11 protein-coding genes are annotated in these 19,358 nt (G+C 36.2%); 3 read left to right on the top strand and 8 right to left on the bottom strand.

All coding sequences use genetic code 11. The annotated features are described in order from the left end of the window. Window positions 1-26 precede the first annotated feature (26 nt). Window positions 27-1,967 carry a hypothetical protein gene (locus VJJ26_00705; protein ID HLC06681.1) on the bottom strand — a complete coding sequence of 647 codons (1,941 nt, stop codon included), beginning with the start codon at window positions 1,965-1,967 and terminating at the stop codon, window positions 27-29. A gap of 162 nt (window positions 1,968-2,129) precedes the next feature. Between VJJ26_00705 and VJJ26_00700 the strand changes: the two genes are divergently transcribed. Next, window positions 2,130-3,017, top strand: coding sequence for a deoxyribonuclease IV (locus VJJ26_00700; protein ID HLC06680.1), 888 nt, complete (start codon window positions 2,130-2,132; stop codon window positions 3,015-3,017). A 505-nt stretch (window positions 3,018-3,522) separates the two neighbouring features. On the opposite strand, the gene VJJ26_00695 is transcribed toward VJJ26_00700, so the two are convergent. The 6 genes from VJJ26_00695 to VJJ26_00670 all read right to left on the bottom strand — a co-directional run bounded on the left by VJJ26_00695 (window position 3,523) and on the right by VJJ26_00670 (window position 12,461). After that, window positions 3,523-5,265: a CTP synthase gene (locus VJJ26_00695; protein HLC06679.1), complete on the bottom strand. Its 1,743-nt coding sequence runs from the start codon at window positions 5,263-5,265 to the stop codon at window positions 3,523-3,525. A gap of 103 nt (window positions 5,266-5,368) precedes the next feature. Further along, window positions 5,369-7,390 (bottom strand): translation initiation factor IF-2, encoded by a 2,022-nt coding sequence (gene infB, locus VJJ26_00690; protein ID HLC06678.1) that lies wholly within the window; start codon window positions 7,388-7,390, stop codon window positions 5,369-5,371. Window positions 7,391-7,414: 24 nt separating this feature from the next. Beyond that, window positions 7,415-8,488, bottom strand: coding sequence for a transcription termination factor NusA (nusA, locus tag VJJ26_00685; protein HLC06677.1), 1,074 nt, complete (start codon window positions 8,486-8,488; stop codon window positions 7,415-7,417). Window positions 8,489-9,095: 607 nt separating this feature from the next. Then, window positions 9,096-9,674 carry a uracil-DNA glycosylase gene (locus tag VJJ26_00680; GenBank protein HLC06676.1) on the bottom strand — a complete coding sequence of 193 codons (579 nt, stop codon included), beginning with the start codon at window positions 9,672-9,674 and terminating at the stop codon, window positions 9,096-9,098. Window positions 9,675-9,752: 78 nt separating this feature from the next. Beyond that, the gene (locus VJJ26_00675; GenBank protein HLC06675.1) at window positions 9,753-11,258 is read right to left on the bottom strand and encodes a clostripain-related cysteine peptidase; all 1,506 of its coding nucleotides are present in this window, start codon (window positions 11,256-11,258) and stop codon (window positions 9,753-9,755) included. A gap of 69 nt (window positions 11,259-11,327) precedes the next feature. Beyond that, window positions 11,328-12,461 (bottom strand): ComEC/Rec2 family competence protein, encoded by a 1,134-nt coding sequence (locus VJJ26_00670; protein ID HLC06674.1) that lies wholly within the window; start codon window positions 12,459-12,461, stop codon window positions 11,328-11,330. Window positions 12,462-12,663: 202 nt separating this feature from the next. Here VJJ26_00670 and VJJ26_00665 point away from each other — a divergent pair, with 202 nt between their 5' ends. Both VJJ26_00665 and VJJ26_00660 read left to right on the top strand, forming a co-directional pair. Beyond that, a complete protein-coding gene (locus VJJ26_00665; GenBank protein ID HLC06673.1) occupies window positions 12,664-15,447 on the top strand; it encodes a pitrilysin family protein in 2,784 nt (927 codons plus the stop codon). Between the two features lie 98 nt (window positions 15,448-15,545). After that, window positions 15,546-18,236, top strand: a complete 2,691-nt coding sequence (locus VJJ26_00660) for a pitrilysin family protein (protein ID HLC06672.1) — start codon at window positions 15,546-15,548, stop codon at window positions 18,234-18,236. On the opposite strand, the gene VJJ26_00655 is transcribed toward VJJ26_00660, so the two are convergent. After that, window positions 18,237-19,136 (bottom strand): L-lactate dehydrogenase, encoded by a 900-nt coding sequence (locus VJJ26_00655; protein ID HLC06671.1) that lies wholly within the window; start codon window positions 19,134-19,136, stop codon window positions 18,237-18,239. Between the last annotated feature and the right edge of the window lie 222 nt (window positions 19,137-19,358).

Genomic DNA, 19,358 nt, shown 5'->3' with positions numbered 1-19,358 from the left:
TATTATCTTAATTCAAATATGTTTACTTAGAACGTATAGATCAATCCCAAGTTGAATGTGTAAGCAACATTGTTACCTAAACCGGTAATACGATCTTGTTTAAGACCAGTCGGATTTTCATTATCCACAAAATCTTTTTCTTCTTGTGTTTGTACCGGTGTCCCCATACGATCTTTGTAGTGCGATCCAGGGAAGAACATTGAAGATACCCAGAATAACTTAAGGTCTTTGAGTAAACTCCAGTTAATAAACAATCCTGTTTCAACACCAAGGAATGTTCGTGCGTTACCAATTTGACGTTCTTGCCATAATGCCAAAACGTTAGGATTTATTTCAAACGGTTTCTTCCACGCTTTTGGTTTCCACTTTAACGACGTACCGCAGAATACTAAGTTGGTAAAACCAGAAATCGCTTGAGCTTTTCTGCTTGGTGCTTGAATCTCCGTTGATGCTGGTGTTGAAAGTAATCGTTTTAATTTTCCTGCACCACCAAGCAAGAACACGCTTCGTACACGTTTACCAGAATACACTTCTTGTAATCCTATAAATCCGCTATAGTTCTTATCTTTGGTTTCAAAATTAGGATTATTATCACCAGCAGTAACACCTGCAGCTATCGCGAGTTGCAAGTCTTTATCACAGAAAGAATATGATGCATCAGTTACAAACATCCATCCTTCATACTTGTTTGTATAAGAATTACCAAAACGAGCCTGACTATTTTTAAGAATTATTGGAGAGTTAGGAATATTTGCTAAGTAGCCAAGCTCTGTGATAACAGCAGTACCATTAATTTTTTTGCCATTTTGTGATTCGTTTCTGAAGGTCGAATTAATAATTTTTTGCGCATCACTATCAGGAACGTAAGGAGCTGGTTCAGTAACTTCAACCCCTGCTAAGTTTGTGTACGTTGCAGTAACATTATCGTTAATCAAGGTAACTATGCCGCCTTTATTGTTTTCTTTTACAATATTTCGGTCCCAACCTTTTACTCGTTGTTGACCAAAGTTGACCGCATAATCAAAACCACATTCAAAACGATTGCCATAAAACTCACCTGCTAAACCTGCAGTTCCAAGTTTACTGGTTGCATCAGCAGGAAATTCAATTTTTTGTTCAGGATCGTTGTTATATAACCCATAAGGTTCAAGCGTCATTCTACCAAGCCACGTATTATCAAAAGTAGTCCAGTTAAAACGACCCGCAACAATATAGTTCACTTTACCAAACCCGCGCTCAGGATTTTCAAGTCCCCCAAATTGCTGTGCCAATACTCTCTTTTCAGTATCAAACAAACTGCTACTATTATTTTGCAAAATAGCAGTATACAAATCATATGATAAAATTGCTGGGAAAATTTCTCCAGAAAATTTTGCACCAAATGCATATTGATCAATAGCACTATCAGCCCAGAAACCAAGAATTTCAGGTCCAACAGCATATGCATCACCAAGAGCAATACCACGTCCCAACTGAAATGGAAATGATCCAAGAGTGAAAGTATGTCTATTTTTAAACGGTAGACCCACTGCTTGATTAAGATTGAACTGCAACCACAATTGTCTAATCCAAAATATATGACGAGGGAATCCGTGCTTATGAGTTCCTCTAATCGCGTCAAGAACCTTGATATCAGCAAATGTTGTACTTGCTATACTTTCCGGGTTTCCCCATATTCCTTTGTTACGAACCTGACAAAGAAATTCTAATACATTTTGTGTATATGTTTTTGCTCCATACAGCACATTAAACATAAGATCCAATGTATGACGAGAAAAATATGTTTTATCAAAATCATTATCATTGTTCAGCCAGTTAATATTTTTGCCGTAAAACGTTTCTGGTTTAAATACACCAGAAAAAATAAATTCTAGATCATTGTATGTCGTCCGTAATTCAGCATGTAATAAGTCAGCAGAAAAGAGCTGTAAAACAACAGCCGCCAACAAGTATCCCTTAATGCGCATGTCTTCCTTTGGTTCCTGGATCACTAAAAAAATAAAACAGATAGAATCATGTAAAAAATTCGAATTTTTATTTGAATAGATTACTATAAAAATAATCGTACTCGATTGCACTGATTTGTCAACCAAAAAGCGCTTTTAAACCTATCTGCAAAAGGATTTTTTATGAAAAAAAAATATTCACTTTTATTTGGTGCCCACATGTCAATAAGTGGCGAAATGCGCCTGGCCATAGAACGGGGCGAATCTATTGGGTGTTCAGCAATACAAATATTTACAAAAAGCAATCGCCAATGGCATGCAAAACCCATTTCTCAACAAGATATAGACTCCTTTAAACAAACCTGGAAAAGCTCATCTGTCCAGTCGGTTATCACTCACGCATCATATCTTCTCAATATTGGATCACCAAACGCAGACCTTGAAAAAAAATCAGTCGACGCTCTTGAGCTGGAACTTACCAGATGCGCAGATCTTACTATCCCCTATCTTGTGCTTCATCCTGGCTCACATACCAACACCGATGAAGAATCATGTCTTGCAAGAATTAGTAAAAATATAGATAAAGTGCTCACAAAGGTGCCTCATGGTGCCATTTTATTAGAAACAATGGCCGGTCAAGGAAGCCAAGTTGGCTATACTTTTGAGCAACTTGCCCAAATAATCAAATATTCAGACCATAAAAGACGTATCGGTATATGCTTTGATACATGCCATGCATTTGTTGCTGGATATGACTTCAGAACAGAAAAGTCGTATGACCTTATGTGGAAGCAATTTGATAAAACAATTGGCATCAACAAGCTCAAAGCAATCCACGTGAATGATTCACAAAAAGACCTTGGATCTCGCGTTGATCGCCATGCGGACATTGGAAAGGGAAAAATAGGACTTAAAGCCTTTGAGTTATTATTCAATGATCCAGCACTTTTTGATATTCCTAAAATTATTGAAACACCAAAGGCTGATCTTGCTGATGATAGAAAAAATATGGAAATTTTGATGAGTTTGCTCAGTAAAAAAACGCGAACGCTTTTACACGTTGCCGAGTGATATCATAGAATGTGCTTGTTTTTCTTTGTTATTTCCACCGCGCTCGTCCTGAACTTGTTGAAGGATAGTATTCGAGCGCTCTTTTATCATTCTTTAAATAATACATCGCGCTTGACCCTTCAACAAGTTCAGGGTGAGCGCGAAGAGAATATAAATTCAACGGACAAGGTTACTGATTTTCGCTAAAAATAGAAACTGAGATAATAGATTACATCTTTAAAAGTGAGCTAAGAAGAAATTGTAGTATAATAACCCAAAAAAACATAATCCATTATCTCGTCACTAAAACAGTGCTTTCAACCATCCCTTTTAACTAACCACTAATAAAAAGGAATCAAAATACTTAAAAGCATTATTAATTGTGACCATGATCAGAGAAAAAACAATTTTTTTTTTGTTTAAATTTGTGCAACAACAAAAAAATGCTATAAACAGAGACTATTTTGAAAAATGCGTGTTGTTTTATTCAAAAAATCACAAAAAAACAACATCTTTTTTTCTTTTGCTAAAAATGAAGGTTTTTCACCTCTTTTTTTACAAGGACTGGCTTTGTCAAACCCTGCTGCTGCCTTTTATTACACTCACTTGCTACTACTTCAATGAAACTTTTGAATAAAGGATGAACTTTAACGGGCGATGATTGGAACTCTGGATGAAATTGAGATCCTACCATAAAAGGATGATCTTTAACTTCCGCTATTTCGATTAAATCCATGGCAGTATGTATACCAGAAAAGACAATTCCTGCTTTTTCAAGTCGCTCTTTGTAGTTTTTGTTCACTTCATAGCGATGTCTGTGTCTTTCTAAGACCGCATCTGTTTTATAAGCATTATGTGCATGGGTATCTTGAACAAGCGTACACAAATAAGATCCCAACCTCATGTTGGCACCTTTTGTCGTTATATTTTGTTGCTCGCTCATCAAGCAAATAACAGGATCTTTTGTTGCTGCATCAAATTCCGTACTGTTTGCAGTCTCAAGGTGCAACAACGATCGCGCACTTTCTATTATCATCACTTGCATGCCAAGGCAAAGTCCCAAGTAAGGAATTTTTTGCTCACGAGCCCATTTACACGCCAAAATTTTTCCTTCAACACCACGAGAATCAAAACCTCCTGGAACAATTATACCATCAACACTTTGTAAGTCCTGCCAAGCTCGACTGGCATCTTGGTTGTGGTAATCTTTCTCCAGCATCTCTGCTGCAATTGTAACTATTTTAACGTGATAACTAAGATTATATGCAGATGATTTTATTGCTTCAATAACGCTGATATAAGGATCATTGCTGCCAACATATTTTGCTACAAGGCCAACAGATAATGTCTGTCTACTTTGTGCTATGTTGTCAATAAATTGACTCCATAATGATATATCTGATTTCTTAAGCACTGGAAGACCGAAGAATCTTTGAATTTCTTCGCCCACACCCTGTCCTTGCAAATCAAGAAATATTTTGTAAAGAGGATCTACTGTTAATACTTGAAAAATATATTCTTTTTTCACTTCACACATGATTGAAAGCTTATCAATTGACTGCTCTTCAATCGCTCTATCAGCACGTAAAAATAAACAATCTGGAATCAATCCAGCTCTTTTTAATTCCATGACACTATGTTGTGTTGGCTTGGTTTTTACTTCATTGGCCCAACTCAGAAAAGGAACCAAGCTGAGATGTGAATGCATCACATGTTTTGGTCCTAAATCCATCTTAAGCTGACGAACTGCTTCTAAAAAAACTTCACCTTCTATATCACCAACAGTGCCACCTATTTCAAGTAAAACAAATTCAACATTGTGTTTGAGCGCAAATTCCAGAAGACGTTTCTTAGCAACATCAACAACATGTGGCACCATTTGAATGCATTTGCCCAAAAAACGACCTTCTCGTTCTCCCTCAAGCACTTCCTTATAAATTTGGCCTGATGAAACAGAAGAGTCTCTGCCTAAATTGAGACCTACCAATCGTTCATAGTGCCCCAAATCTAAATCAGTTTCAGCACCATCTGCAGTAACAAAAACTTCACCATGAACAAGTGGTGACATTGTGCCAGGATCAACATTAAGATAAGGGTCCCACTTAAGAATTGAAACAGAATATCCTGCCCCTTTTAGCAATACACCAAGAGATGCAATAAGTATTCCCTTACCGATAGATGAACAAACTCCACCAGTGACAACAACAAATTTTACGGGAGAAAGACGCACTTTCTCAATCAACACAGAAACTTCAGAAACTGACTTCATAACGACACCCTTTTTCATTAAGTTTTATTGTAATTATTAAAAATGACGCCGCAATAAAGCGGCGCCAAAATTATTTTTCATCAATACAAAAAGTCAAAAAAAATTATTTTTTTGGAACATCAATAAAACACTCAACACGATCATCTTGAGCCCAATCAGAAAAACCGTCTACCATAAAGCCACACTCAAAACCAGCAAATACTTCTTTTACTGACTTTTTATCACGCTGTAGACTTGTAATTTTTCCTTCACCAATTTTTGTTTTACCACGCCAAATAACCGCATACCCATCACGAGTAAAGCGACCATCACGCATAATAACACCGGCGATAACACCAACTTTTTTTATGTCGAATACACGCAAGACAACGGCTTCACCAATTTTAGTGCGAACCATTTCTATATCTTTTGCTAATTCAGCAATGTTGTCCAAATCTTCAAGCAGTTTGTAAATAATACCATAGTACAATATCGACACTTTTCTACGATCTGCAAGAACATGTGCATTTGTTTCTGTTTTTACGTTAAAACAAACAATTCGTGCGCCGGTATTGAATGCAAACTCAATATCACCTTCGTTCACATCACCAACATCTTGACGCAAAATATTGAAGCCTTTTTTTTGTTTTTTAGAAAGGCGATCGATGCCTTCTACAATAGCTTCAAGAGATGAATGATTATCTGCCTTCACGAGAATATTAATGCCATTTTCGTACATAAAGCGCTTACCTGCAAGAGAAATTTTTCCTTCTCCAGCTGATTTCGCTTTCAAATACTGATCTTTGGACACAACTCTAAAAAAATCTCCTGCTTCTGGTCGTCCATCAAAACCCGCTGCTTGCGCAGGCAATGCAGGATGAATTGCTTTAATGCGCTTACCATAAGAATCAAACAAAGAACTAATATGACCAAAAGTGTTACCGCATAACACATAGTCACCAACTTTTAATATTCCATTTTGAGTAATAAGAGTTACAACCCAACCACGTCCTTTTTCTGAACTTGATTCCAAAACATAGCCATCTGCAGGAACGTTAATTTCCGCACGCAATTCCATTACTTCTGCTTGCAATGCAACCATTTCGAGTAAGCGATCAACACCAGTTCCAACTTTTGCCGAAATCGGAACACATATAACATCGCCGCCCCAATCTTCCACAGTGATGCCATACTGATTAAGCTGTCGTTTTATTACCTCTAAGCGGGCTGAATCAACCTTATCAACTTTATTTATCGCAACAACTATTGGTACTTTCGTGGAAAGAGCATATTTTATTGCTTCAATAGTTTGAGGCATTACACCATCATCCGCTGCAACAATAAGAATAACAATGTCTGCAACTTTTATACCGCGTTGTCTAATTTTAACAAACGCTTCGTGACCTGGTGTATCAAGAAAGACAATACTTCCGTGGGAAGTTGTTGCTTCGTACGCACCTAAATGCTGAGTTATTCCACCTTTTTCTTTAAACGCAACACGCGTTTTTCTGATGTAATCAAGCAAGGTTGTCTTACCGTGATCAACATGACCAACGACTACAACAACAGGTGGTCTTTTTTCTAAAGCAGCTCCACTTGCAAGTTTTTTAGTTACTTCAGCAGACTCTTGCTTAGCAGAAACCTTTACAACAGGAATTTCGTAATGGTTCGCAACTCGATGAACCACATCTTCTGATATAATTTGATTTTTTGTTGCTATAATACCCCATTTTAAAAGAGTAACTATAACATCTGTGACAGGTTTTTTAATTTTTTCAGCAAGTTCTGCAACATTCATTTGATAGACTACTAACTCAACAGGAGAGACAGCAGCTGACTGGTCTTTCTTTGCAAGAACTGATTGCTGTTTGTTATTTTCAGATGATCTTGGCGTCACCTTAGTCGTTCTTTGTGATAATTCAGGCACTTTATTTTCAATCGGAGTAACAGGTTTTGATTCTTTTAACGATTCAGCTTCTTTTTTGGTGCTTGCATTAATCTCTGTAAATAACTTATTGAGAAATGAGAGGGCTTTTTCGTCCAAAATAGACATATGACTTTTAACATCAAAGCCATTTGTTTGCAATTTTTCTATAATATCTTTGCTCGAAACATTATTCAATTGGGCAAATTCATATATTCGCATAATACAAAACTAAACATCTTTTTTCTAATCTTGATCGTCGATTAACACTTCATCACTAGCATCTTCTTTACCTTTTTGCGAAGTTTCTTCACGAACAAGTTGAATACTTACACCGGTAATTTGAGAGGCTAATGATATATTTTGTCCACCTTTTCCAATGGCAAATGATCGTTGATCTTCATTAAGCCATACCCGAGCAACTGTATTATCTGAACTTAACTCTACTCGATCAATAACAGCGGGCTTTAAGGAATTTGTCACAAAGAAAGGCAGCGAATCACTCCAGAGAAAAACATCGATTGTCTCACCACTGAGCTCTTTTAATATTGGTTTGATACGACTTCCACCAACTCCAACGCATGTTCCGACCGGATCAATATTTCTGTCATGCGAGAAAACAGCAACTTTTGATTTATATCCAGGAGAGCGAACGATTTTCTTGATTTCAACCAATTTTTCAAACACTTCTGGAATTTCTAACTCAAACAACGCCTCTAAGAATTCTGGCGAAACACGATCTAAAATAAGCTGATTATCGCCTTGAGGTTCGATAAGTACCTCTTTCAACAACGCTCTGACAGTGTAGCCAACTGCAAATTTTTCACCGGGAATAGAGAGAGAATACGGTAAAAATGCATAAACATCACCAAACTTAACGGATATACCATTGCGCTCAGCCTTGTGCACAGAACCAACGATAATGTGGCCTTGTTTATTTTTGAACAGGTCATAAACAACACGAGCTTCAATTTGCTTAATTCTACTCGCAATGACTTGGCGGGCTCTGAGTACTTCAACTCGCCCAATTTTTCCTTCAAAAGGAAGCCAGACTTGATCACCTAAAGCGATATCTTTGTTAATGTTGCGCGCTTTTTTGAGAGAAATTTCGCTGTATTCATCATCAACAGTTGCCACCACAATCTTTTGAGCAAGCACAACAAGGTCTCCTGTGACAGAGTCTTCTTCTACTTTCAAAGCAAGGTCTGGATACTTACGTTGGTAAGCAGCAAGCATACCTTCGCAAACAACTGCTCCCAAAGATTCTTTTTCCAGTCCACGTTCTTCAACTAATTCGTCTATTACATCCGCAAGTTTCACAAGATTCCTCAAATGGTGGTACATAATGCTTTTACAACGATAAATGTGATCGTTTTTTGACTAGATTTTTACGACAGCAAAAAATTGAGTGCTGTAGGCGCAATGTCAAGTCTCATAATCAAAGCTTATTACAATTATTTTTTTCTGGCAATAGTAAAAACAAACAGACCCTTTTTTATAGAAACAATCGCCAAAGGCCTGTCGTTTTTTTAAACCACCGCCGGAGCCTATTATAAGACTCTTTAATAAAAGATATTTATATCTCTTAAGATAATAGGCGAAGGGGTAGGTGGTGCATAACTCGGTGTTTTTTTCCTCAATACAGCGATCATATCGATATAATTTTTTTTAAGTGGGTGGTGCATAAGTGGTGCATAAGTGGTTGATAACTCTGAAAACAGTGAGTGGAACGTTCAGATCGAGCAACTCCCAGCGAATATGCTTATCAGATCGTATGTTTAAAAACACAAAAAAATGGCCAAAAAAAAGTTATGAACAAGTTATCAACCACTTATGCACCACTTATCAACCACTTATGCACCACCCGTTTAATAGTGTTTGTCTTGAATTTTGTTTTTTTGTAAAAATATAATACACAGTCACAAATTTATTTAGACTGGCTGAGCGCCCATGCTTTTTGCAAATCGGCAAACCAGGCATCAAATTTGTTTGGATCTCGTAAAATATATGCAGGATGAAACGTTGGAATGAGAATAGTGCCATTAAAAGACAGCTCTTTGCCGTGTATAGCATTCATTTTTGTAGGAGATTCAAGAAGACTTTCAAGAGCTGTTGCTCCAAGCGTGCAGATGACTTTTGGCCGGATAATTTCAATTTCTTTGAGTAAAAATAAATTTTTATACGTTTTGCTTTCCTGTGGGGTTGGTTTGCGGTTTTGAGGTGGGCGACACTTTACACTATTGGTAATAAATATATCTTTTCTATCTATACCAAGGCATGCTAATGCTTTAGTGAGCAACATGCCAGATTTTCCAACGAATGGTACGCCCTGTTCGTCCTCATGTTGGCCGGGAGCTTCTCCAATAAGCATTAATTGTGCCTCAGGATTGCCATAGCCGCATACAAAATTGTGTTTTGTTTGCAGCTCTAAGGGGCATGATGCGCATTCTTTATAAGGGGCATACAGTTTTTGCAGCAAGAGAGATTTTGATTCCTTTTGGTTCATTTTTTTTCTCGTTTTAAAATGACAATAGCGCGTTGTATACATAAAAAGTGTATATAAACAACGCGCTATTGTCATGTATCAACCAAAAATATAACGAGAAAGTAAAGTTCCCCAGGAATTAGATTTAAGGAATATAGCTTCTTGGTACGAGCTGTGAATGCCGCGTTCAGGGAAATATATAGCAATGCCGCGCGCATTTTTTAAGTTTTTACCGGCAGTATTAGCTATAACGAGTTGTTCAATGAGATGCATACCTTCGTCAAGTTTTGTTAAAAGAGTATTTTTTACAACAGAACCTATGTGGCTGTTTTCTGTGGAGAGTTTTTTTAGGTTATTTGACAAATTTTTGTAGAAATGATGCAGATCTATGTATGTTGGTTCGTCAAAATGGGTACAGAGTATTTTGCTTTTACTATCTTTTATTGTTTGATGGATAGTGGTTCTTTGTTGATCAAGGCATTCGATAAGTAACCTTGCAATGTGATCAATATTTCTTTCTAGTAGCTCAATGGAATTAAGATTGATTGCGGATAGCGTGTAATCATTAGTTATTGATTGATATGTTCTGTTGTAAGCATTAACAATATGACTTGCAAAGGCGAAGGTACTTAACGCTTCTTTTGTAAATGGGAATAATACTTCGTCATATTTCCATCCCATTCCAAGCTCAACCTCTTCTGAGCTGACCATTACTTGGGCGTATTTTTGTATAAAGGTCATCACTTCTATCATTGACATGAGGCATGCATCAAATCCAATAATGCCAAATTTTTTACCATTAAGATATTTTTGACATATTGTTTCAAGGGCAGCTTCAAGCTTTCTGTTCGATAAGTAATTTCCCGTTGTATCATCCCAACAGACACCTCGTTGTTTTGGTTCTAAGTGATCAATGGCATCCATAAATCCAATTGATCTGTCAAGTTCGAGCCGGTGGGTGGATGGATTGAATACGAACAAGTCCATTGGATTGATAATTTTTCCATGAGGTGGTTCAAGAATTCCGGTGCCATGATTCCATAAAATAAGATCGTATTCATCAGCGGCATAATTTTTAATGGCCCATTCACAGAAAGAAATAAGTGTTGCAGGGTTTCCGCTATCCATTTGTTGTATAAGGGGATTATAGGGATCAATATGTAATACTTGGTCTCTTTCGATGAGATATCGACGAGTAATTTTTTTGTTTCCTGATATGCGAATATCTAAATGAACGACAATGGTGAGATTGCTATTAGATCCAATGTTTGCCATTTGTTGAATATTACGGGCTGCAAATGGTCGCAAATCATTATCTGCTGCCATGTATACCATTACTACTCGTTTGTTTGTTTTACTTGTTTTTATTTTTTTTTTGCGAGAAATATTTTTTTTATGAATTCGATTTTTATATGTTTTGATCGAACTTGTTTGGCGAATTTCATCACAAAAATCACAGAGGCATGTTTGGCAAATAGCATCATTATCTATGGAATACATTTCATGATTTATTTCTGTGTGAATTGTTCCAACTGTTAAGCATAAAGTTATAAGGATAAATTTGCTCATCAGCCTCATGAATGTTGTAATACGTTTTGGCAACATTATTTGTCTCCCCTTTTTTTATTGGTAGCGCGTTAATGTTTTTATCGTAGGTAATAGCGATCAAAATAATCAATATTTTGATAATTGAGATCTGTGTTGAATTGCTACTTGGTTAAACCATGCGAGTGCAAATGTTAGGGCAAAGCTAAGTTGAAAGTCGAGAAAAAACAAATAAAGTGGACAATAAAGTAGAAATCCAAAACAGACAAGCGTTAAGTAGTGTAGTGTGTGAAAAGGAGTTTTACTAAATAAGCATATTTTATTGAGCAAAAAAAGTGCAAATGATCGAGTGAATGGGGTGGATGTCCACGTTAAAGCAAAGTAAATACAGCTGAAGAGCGATAGTATGATTTGTTTTATAATCATGGGAAGAGGAAGAAGACAGAAAATGGCTTGCCAGATAAAAATAAAAAGAGCTAAGTGCATTCCTGATCGTGCAAGAAAGTGATAGATACCCCATGCTTTGAATTGTTCATTTGTTTCTTCTAGGGATGATTTTACATACGACCTGTTTCCCAAAAATAAAGAAGAAAAAAACTGAAATCCACGTTGAGAAAGTTTATTTTCTAATCTGTTTAATAGTTTTGTTTTCTCATTCCATATCCAGTAACGCAATGACCATGGTGAATGATAATCAATACGATAATGCACATCATTGCTGAATATTGTTGCAACAATTTGCTCTTTGATTTGGTAGAGCTGAAAATCTCGACTAGATGGCATTTTACAATGCATATCAAAAAAAGTTACCGTATCACCAACAACGAAGGCGTTGTTGCTTTTTCCATAAAACATCACCACTTTGTTGCATTTTTTTGTGGAGTGCTCTGTTGCTATTGTGTCAATTGCAAGAGTAATAACCGTTGTTTTTTGATGGTTTACTGTTGCTTCATTTTTATCTATCACTGTTCCTGTTACAGAAAATTTTTTGTTATCAATAAATGCATAAAATCCATCATAATCACGTAATTCTTTTTGATGTAACCAAGCGCCAGCTAATACAAAAAATGAGCACATAATGAATTGCGTTGGAAATGCAAACTGTTTTTTGTAGGCAAATAAAGTGCAACACAGTGTTGTTAAAAAAAGTATAAAAAATAATGATACGGCAGAATGCCAGATAATGCCGACAATAAAAAAAAGTGTAATGGCAAAAAGTGGAGGTATGTTGATGCAGTGAAAGTTGCTCGTAAAAAAATGCATAGGGATCAGTTTTTATTTCTGTTATAGTGTAGTATTAATATAAATAGTGTTTTTTGATACAATAACACATATATAAGTTTTTATGAAAAAATATTTTATTATATACATAGTAGAAGTTTTTTGTGAACTTTGCATTAGTTCCATTTCTCGTTATGCTGTTTTCAAAAAAGGTAGTATGAAATTTTTATTGTGAGGATTATGTATGCAATCTTGTTTTGTAAAATTAATGTATCTTAGTTATTCTATACTTCTTATGAGTGCATGTGTTGCGCATGTGCATCTAGTCGGAAAAAATAATACACCAATAGAACTTGAGGATTTCATGTCAGATGAGAAAAATATGATGCAACAAGAAGTAAAGTCTGTTCATCAACATGTTAAAAAAGTAGTGTTAGATAATGGTTTGACCATTTTAATTCGTGAATCGCATGAAATACCAAAAGTATCTTTTCAGATTTTTTATAATGTTGGGTCAAAGGATGAATTGCTGGGAGAAAAAGGCATAGCACATCTTATTGAACATATGATTTTCAAAGGTACTGATACATTGTCTGAATCAGATATCAATGTTCTTGTACATAAACTTTCTGGTAATTGTAATGCTTTTACTTCATACGATTGCACTGGATATTACTTCAATTTTCCTACGCATCATTGGCATGAAGCATTCCCTGTCGTCGCCGATTGTATGACTAACTGCTTGTTTAACGATGATATGCTCAATTCGGAGATGAAGGCAGTTATCCAAGAACTTAAATTATACAAAGATCAGTATGAGCGTTCTTTGTTGGAAGAGATGATTGGCATGATATTTGCTGATCATCCATATCATTATCCTATTATTGGGTATAAACAGGATTTGTGGAGTGTTGCAGGCAAAGATTTGTTAGCATTTTATAAAAAACATTATAAACCAAACAATGCAACACTTGTTGTTGTTGGTGATGTGGATACCGATGAGGTGGTAGATTTGGCAAATGAGTATTTTGGTTCAATACCAAAAGATCCAGACTATGCTAAAAAAGAAAATTTTTTCCATCGTGATATTGCATCAAAATCATTAACAATATATCGCGATGTAGCTCAACCAACCTTAGCATACGTATTTGTTGTTCCTGGTGCAGTGGATAAAAAAGATACAGCCATTGATATTTTTGAGTGGATTCTTGGTAAAGGTAAAAGTTCACGTTTGTATAAAAAATTGGTGAATGATTCGCAGCTTGCCACAAGTGTTGCAACCGGATCTTGGGGGCTGTTTGATCATGGTGTTTTCTTTATTTTGGTTGAACCAAAAAAAATAGAAGATGCTGCGGAAATTGAGCGTATTATTATGGCAGAATTGGAAGATATTGCTAAAAATGGTGTCGGAGCAGCAGAGTTTGAAAGAGGCTTTAAAAAGACGCAAATGGAGTTTTATAGTCTTCTTGAAGGCATTGAAGATCAGGCATATGCCATTGGACATGCGTATCTTGCAACAGGCGATGAAAATTATGTATTTACATGCTTGGAACAACCTGCAGAATTATTAAAACAACAAGTGCAAGATATTGTTGCTGCGTATTTCCGACCGGCTATTACGCATAAAGGTTTTGTGTTACCATTGCCAGAGCGTGAAAAAGGTGAATGGGCAGTGTTGCAAGAAGAATCGGATACTGAAGATGAGGAAATTCTTGCTGTACGTGTGCGTTCAACAGAGGTAGAGCCGGCAGTATATGCAAAAACTGTTGATGTACAAAAGCAGACTCATTTTACTTTTCCTAAACCGCAACTGTGTACATTATCGAATGGCTTAAAAGTGCTTTATCATGATAATGATATCACTCCTAAAATTAATATTGTTTTGGAATTCAAAGCACGTCCTCACTATGATCCGCAAGACAAACAAGGATTATACACATTTGTAGCAGATATGATGACCGAAGGAACTGAGAATTACACAAGCGAAGAGCTTGCTGATGCAATTGAATCGCGTGGAATGTCTATAGGCGTGTATCCTGGTGGCATTGCTATGAAAATGTTAAGCAGTGATTTTGTTTTTGGGCTGGGTATTTTAAAAGAAATTCTTACCAAAGCAACATTTCCTGAGAATGAAATAGAAAAAATTCGACATCAGTTATTAACCGATATTAAGCAGTACTGGGATGAGCCACGTTCTTTTGTGAGTCATTTGGTGCGCGAAGAAATTTATAAAAATCATCCATACAGCAAGCAAAGTATTGGAACAGAAGAATCTATTTCATCAATTTCTCGTGATGATTTAGTGGATTTTTATGAGAAATACATTTCTCCTTTTGGTGCTCATATAGCGGTGGTTGGTGAGCTAGAAGGTTATAATATAAAAGATGTATTAGAAAAAGAACTTGGAGATTGGAAGATAAGCGAAGTTGAAGAAATAAAATGTCCTGCGCTTACTCCTGTACCAACAAAAGAAGTAAATTATACAATTAATCGTGACCAAGTTGTTTTGTGTTTAGCACAATTATCAATTGAGCGTAAGCATCCTAAATTTGATGCTTATTTATTGTTCGATCAAATATTTGGCGGAGGAGCTTTAGGTTCTATGAGTTCTCGGTTGTTTGAATTGCGTGAACATACCGGATTATTTTATACCATTCGTGGATCATTAATTGCGGGAACTGATGAACAACCAGGAATGTTCCAGGTGCGCACCATTGTTTCCTTGGATAGATTAGCTGAAGCTGAAAAGGCAATCAAAAATACAATTGATACCGTTGTTGATACATTAACGCAAGAAGATTTGGAAGAAGCAAAACGAGCAATAACTAATACACTTGTTGATAATTTTGTTTCTAACAGTGATATTGCGAGTACGTTCTTGTATCTTGATCGCTTTAAACTTCCTGCTGATTATTTTGACACTCGTGCGGAAGTGTTAGAAAGAATTACGCTTGAAGATATGAAAAAAGCGGTGAAAGATATTTTAAGTTCTGACAAGCTTATTACTGTGCGAGCGGGGCGCGTTTGACGTATAGCAGCGTAGCAGAATCGGTTAAATTATATTAATTATTATTTGAAGGAATTGAAATCATTTTCAATTCCTTCTTCTTAGAAAGTATGAATTGTATGTTAAAAACATGTTCTGTTTTTTTATTTTTCTCATTGTTATTCGGAATCAATATATATCTTACCGCTAGTGATGCCATTATAAGGCATACCTTAAAAAATGGTCTGACTGTTTTGATTCGAGAAAAGCATGACATACCAAAAGTTGCTGTTCAAATTTGGTATAATGTTGGATCAAAAGATGAATTGCTCCATGAAAAAGGAATAGCTCATTTGCTTGAGCATATGGTATTTAAAGGTACTCATACACTTTCTGAAACGGATCATGGTGCAGTTGTTCGCAAACTTTCGGGTACTTGTAATGGAATTACTTCTGCTGATTGGACTCGTTACATCTATGATCTTCCATCCCACAATTGGAGAAATATTTTACCAATCATTTCCGATTGCATGACGAATTGTACATTTAGCGATGATGTGCTCAATTCTGAAATGAAAGCAGTTATTCAAGAATTGAAAATGTATAACGATAATTACGGTAGATCCCTTAGGATAGAATTAGAAAAGGCAATTTTTGCAGATCACCCCTATCATTATCCTGTTATTGGTTATAAAAAAGATTTAATAAATATTACCGGTAAAGATTTGCACGCATTTTATAAGAAGCATTATAAACCAAATAATGCAACATTGGTGGTTGTTGGTGATGTAGAGACTGATGAAGTTATAGACCTTGCTAATCAATATTTTGGACATATACCACATGATGAAGCATGTATAAAAAAAGAGAATTCTTGTATTTTCGATATTGTATCAAAATCTGTAACATTATACCGCGATATAGTACATCCTTCTTTTATCTATGCTTTTGCTATTCCTGGTCTCAGTAAAAAAAACATTTTCGAAATAAGTATTTTAGAGTGGATTATAGGCCAAGGCAGGGGATCACGGCTATATAAAAAACTTGTTCATGATTATGGTTTGGCAACAAATGTTACAACAGGAAGCTGGAGTGATTTATTTGAGCATGGAATTTTTTTTATTCAGGTAGATCCAAAAAATCAAAAGGATAAAGAAAAAATTGAAGATGTCATTGATGCGGAATTAATCGAATTAGCTTCAAATGGACTCAGTGACAGTGAATTTAAAAGAGCTCTCCAAAAAACTCAAATGCGGCTTTACACTCTCTTGGAAAATTTTAATGAACAAGCTTCTCGCATTGGTCTTATGTATCTTGCAACAAAAGATGAAAACTATGGTTCAACTCTATCCATGCAATCCTCCCATGAGCTTAAACAAAACACACATGATATAATTGAACAATTCTTTAGACCTTCAGTAATACATAAAGGTTACCTGTTGCCATTATCTGAAAGTGAAAAAAATAATTGGTTAACTTTACAGCAAGCTTCAGATCAAAAAGACAAGGAAATACTATCTCAGCGTGTTCGACATACGCAAGTGGAGTCTGCTTTGTATGCAAAAAGAGTTAATCTACAAGAAACAATGAAGCCCTTTGCTTTTCCTAAGGCAGAAAAGATAATATTGTCTAATGGATTAAACGTATTGCACCATCATAATGGTGCAACTCCGCGAATCAAAATTACTTTGAACTTTAAAGCAGATTCTTATTATGATCCCCAAGACAAGCAAGGGCTGTGTAAGTTTGTCATGGCAATGATGGTTGAGGGAACCGAAACATATACGGCACAGGAATTAATAGACATTCTCGATGCTCATGGAATTTCTCTGATAGTTTCTTCCGAAGCGATTTCGATTAATCTTCTAGAATCAGATTTGGTTTTTGGATTGAGGATGCTAAACGATATTCTCAATAAATCTACATTTCCTGAAAATAAATTAGAGAAAGTTAGACAGCAGCTGCTGGTTCATGTAAAAAAAGCTTCCGACGATCTTGCATGCTGTAAAGATATGGTGTTGAAAAATATTCTTTATAAAGGTCATCCATACAGCAAGCAAGCGAATGGTAATGCATCATCCATTGGCGCAATATCGCGGGCTGATCTTTTAGATTTTTATAAAAAATATATCTCCCCACAAGAAGCACATCTTGTGATTGTTGGTGATTTACATAACTACGATATACAAGAAGTAGTTGCGCAAGAACTAGGGGATTGGTGTGGAGCGGTAGTAGAAGATATAGAGTATCCGCCCCTATTTAAGGTACCCACCATCGAGGTCAATCATCAACTTAATCGTGACCAAGCTTTCATTTGCCTTGCACAACTATCAATAGACAGATATCATCCTGATTTTGATAAATATCGGATATTTGATTATATATTCAGTGGGGGAAACTTTAGTCGAGGATCTCGCCTTTTTAGTTTGCGAGAACAAACAGGTATATTTTATATTGTTGGAGGATCTCTGGTTAGTGGTGCTGGCAAACAACCAGGAGTATTTCAAGTAACTGCAATTGTATCGCCGGATAGATTACAAGAGGCTGAGGAAATGTTGAAAAATTTAATTGATACTGTTGTGGATACAGTTACACAAGAGGAATTTGAAGAAGCCAAGCGTACAATAATCAATAATCTGGTTAATAATTTTGTATCTAATGATGCCCTCGCAGCTACGTTTTTGTTTCTCGATCGCTTTAAATTACCTGCAGATTATTTTGATAATCGTGCGGCAAGTTTGGAAACAATCACACTTGAAGATATGAAAACTGCAGTTAAAGATATCTTACATTCAGATAAGATGATTACGGTGCGAGCGGGAAGAGTGTAGTTAAATTAATTGACGTAATTGCTCAGCAGAATCAGTTAATTTTTTTTGTTCGAGATCATCAAGTGGGATTGGGAGTATTCTTTCAATCCCATTTTCACCTAAAATAGCAGGCATGCTGAACACAGTATCATATTCTTGAATATACGTAGAAAGTGGCATAACTAATTTTTGATCAAAAACGATTGCTTCGCATATGGCTGCTACGCATGCAGCAATGCCAAAATGTGTTGATCCTTTGCATGCAATAATTTCGTATGCGGTGTTTTTTGCTTGTTGTGCGATACTCTCAAAATCTTTTTTTTCTATTCCAGCAAATTGTGCAATCGAAATACCGGCAATTTCTGCTGATGACCATGCAACACATTGTGAATCGCCATGTTCACCAATGACATACGCATGTACAGAACTTTTAGCGACATTCGTTTTTTCGGCAATAATACCACGCAAGCGCAAAGTATCCAAGAATGTTCCCGTACCAAATACTTGATTGCGCGGGAGTCCAGATAGAGATTGTGCAAGAGCAGTGAGTGCATCAAGAGGATTGGTCACCATAATAACAATGGCTTGCGGGTTGATTGGTTTAATAGCGGTGAAAATATCGGTAATGATTGTTTTATTTGTTGTCAGTAGCTCTGCGCGTGTTTCCCCTGGCTTTTGCGCTCTTCCTGCTGCTATGACGATAATATCAGCTTCTGAGGCATCTTTAGAGCTGCCTGATCGTATTTTTGAAGCTCCATCAAATGCAAGGGCATCAGAAAGATCAAGAATTTCACCATGGCAACGTGCTTCATCAATATCTACTAAAATAATCTCGGCAACTATGTTCTTGAGTAGTAAGGCATATGCGGTTGTTGATCCAACGGTGCCAGCACCAATTACAGCTATTTTTGAGTGTTTCATGTTTTTATCCATCTTGATAAGATCTTCCGCGCTCATCCTGAACTTGTTGAAGGATCAGAGCGCGCTTAATCCTTCAACAAGTTCAGGATGAGCGCGAAGTGAAGTATATAGCAAGGAAATTTTACGTAATCATTTTCTGATTTCTATTTTGGTAGGTCTGATTGTCAACAAGTAATTATCGTGGTATTATAGGAGCAAGATAGTTTTTATTATATATTTTTA

Source organism: Candidatus Babeliales bacterium, assembly GCA_035288105.1.
Lineage (GTDB): Bacteria > Babelota > Babeliae > Babelales > Vermiphilaceae > SOIL31.
Note: the sequence above shows the minus strand (reverse complement) of the source record. Positions and strands in the feature narration are given on the sequence as shown.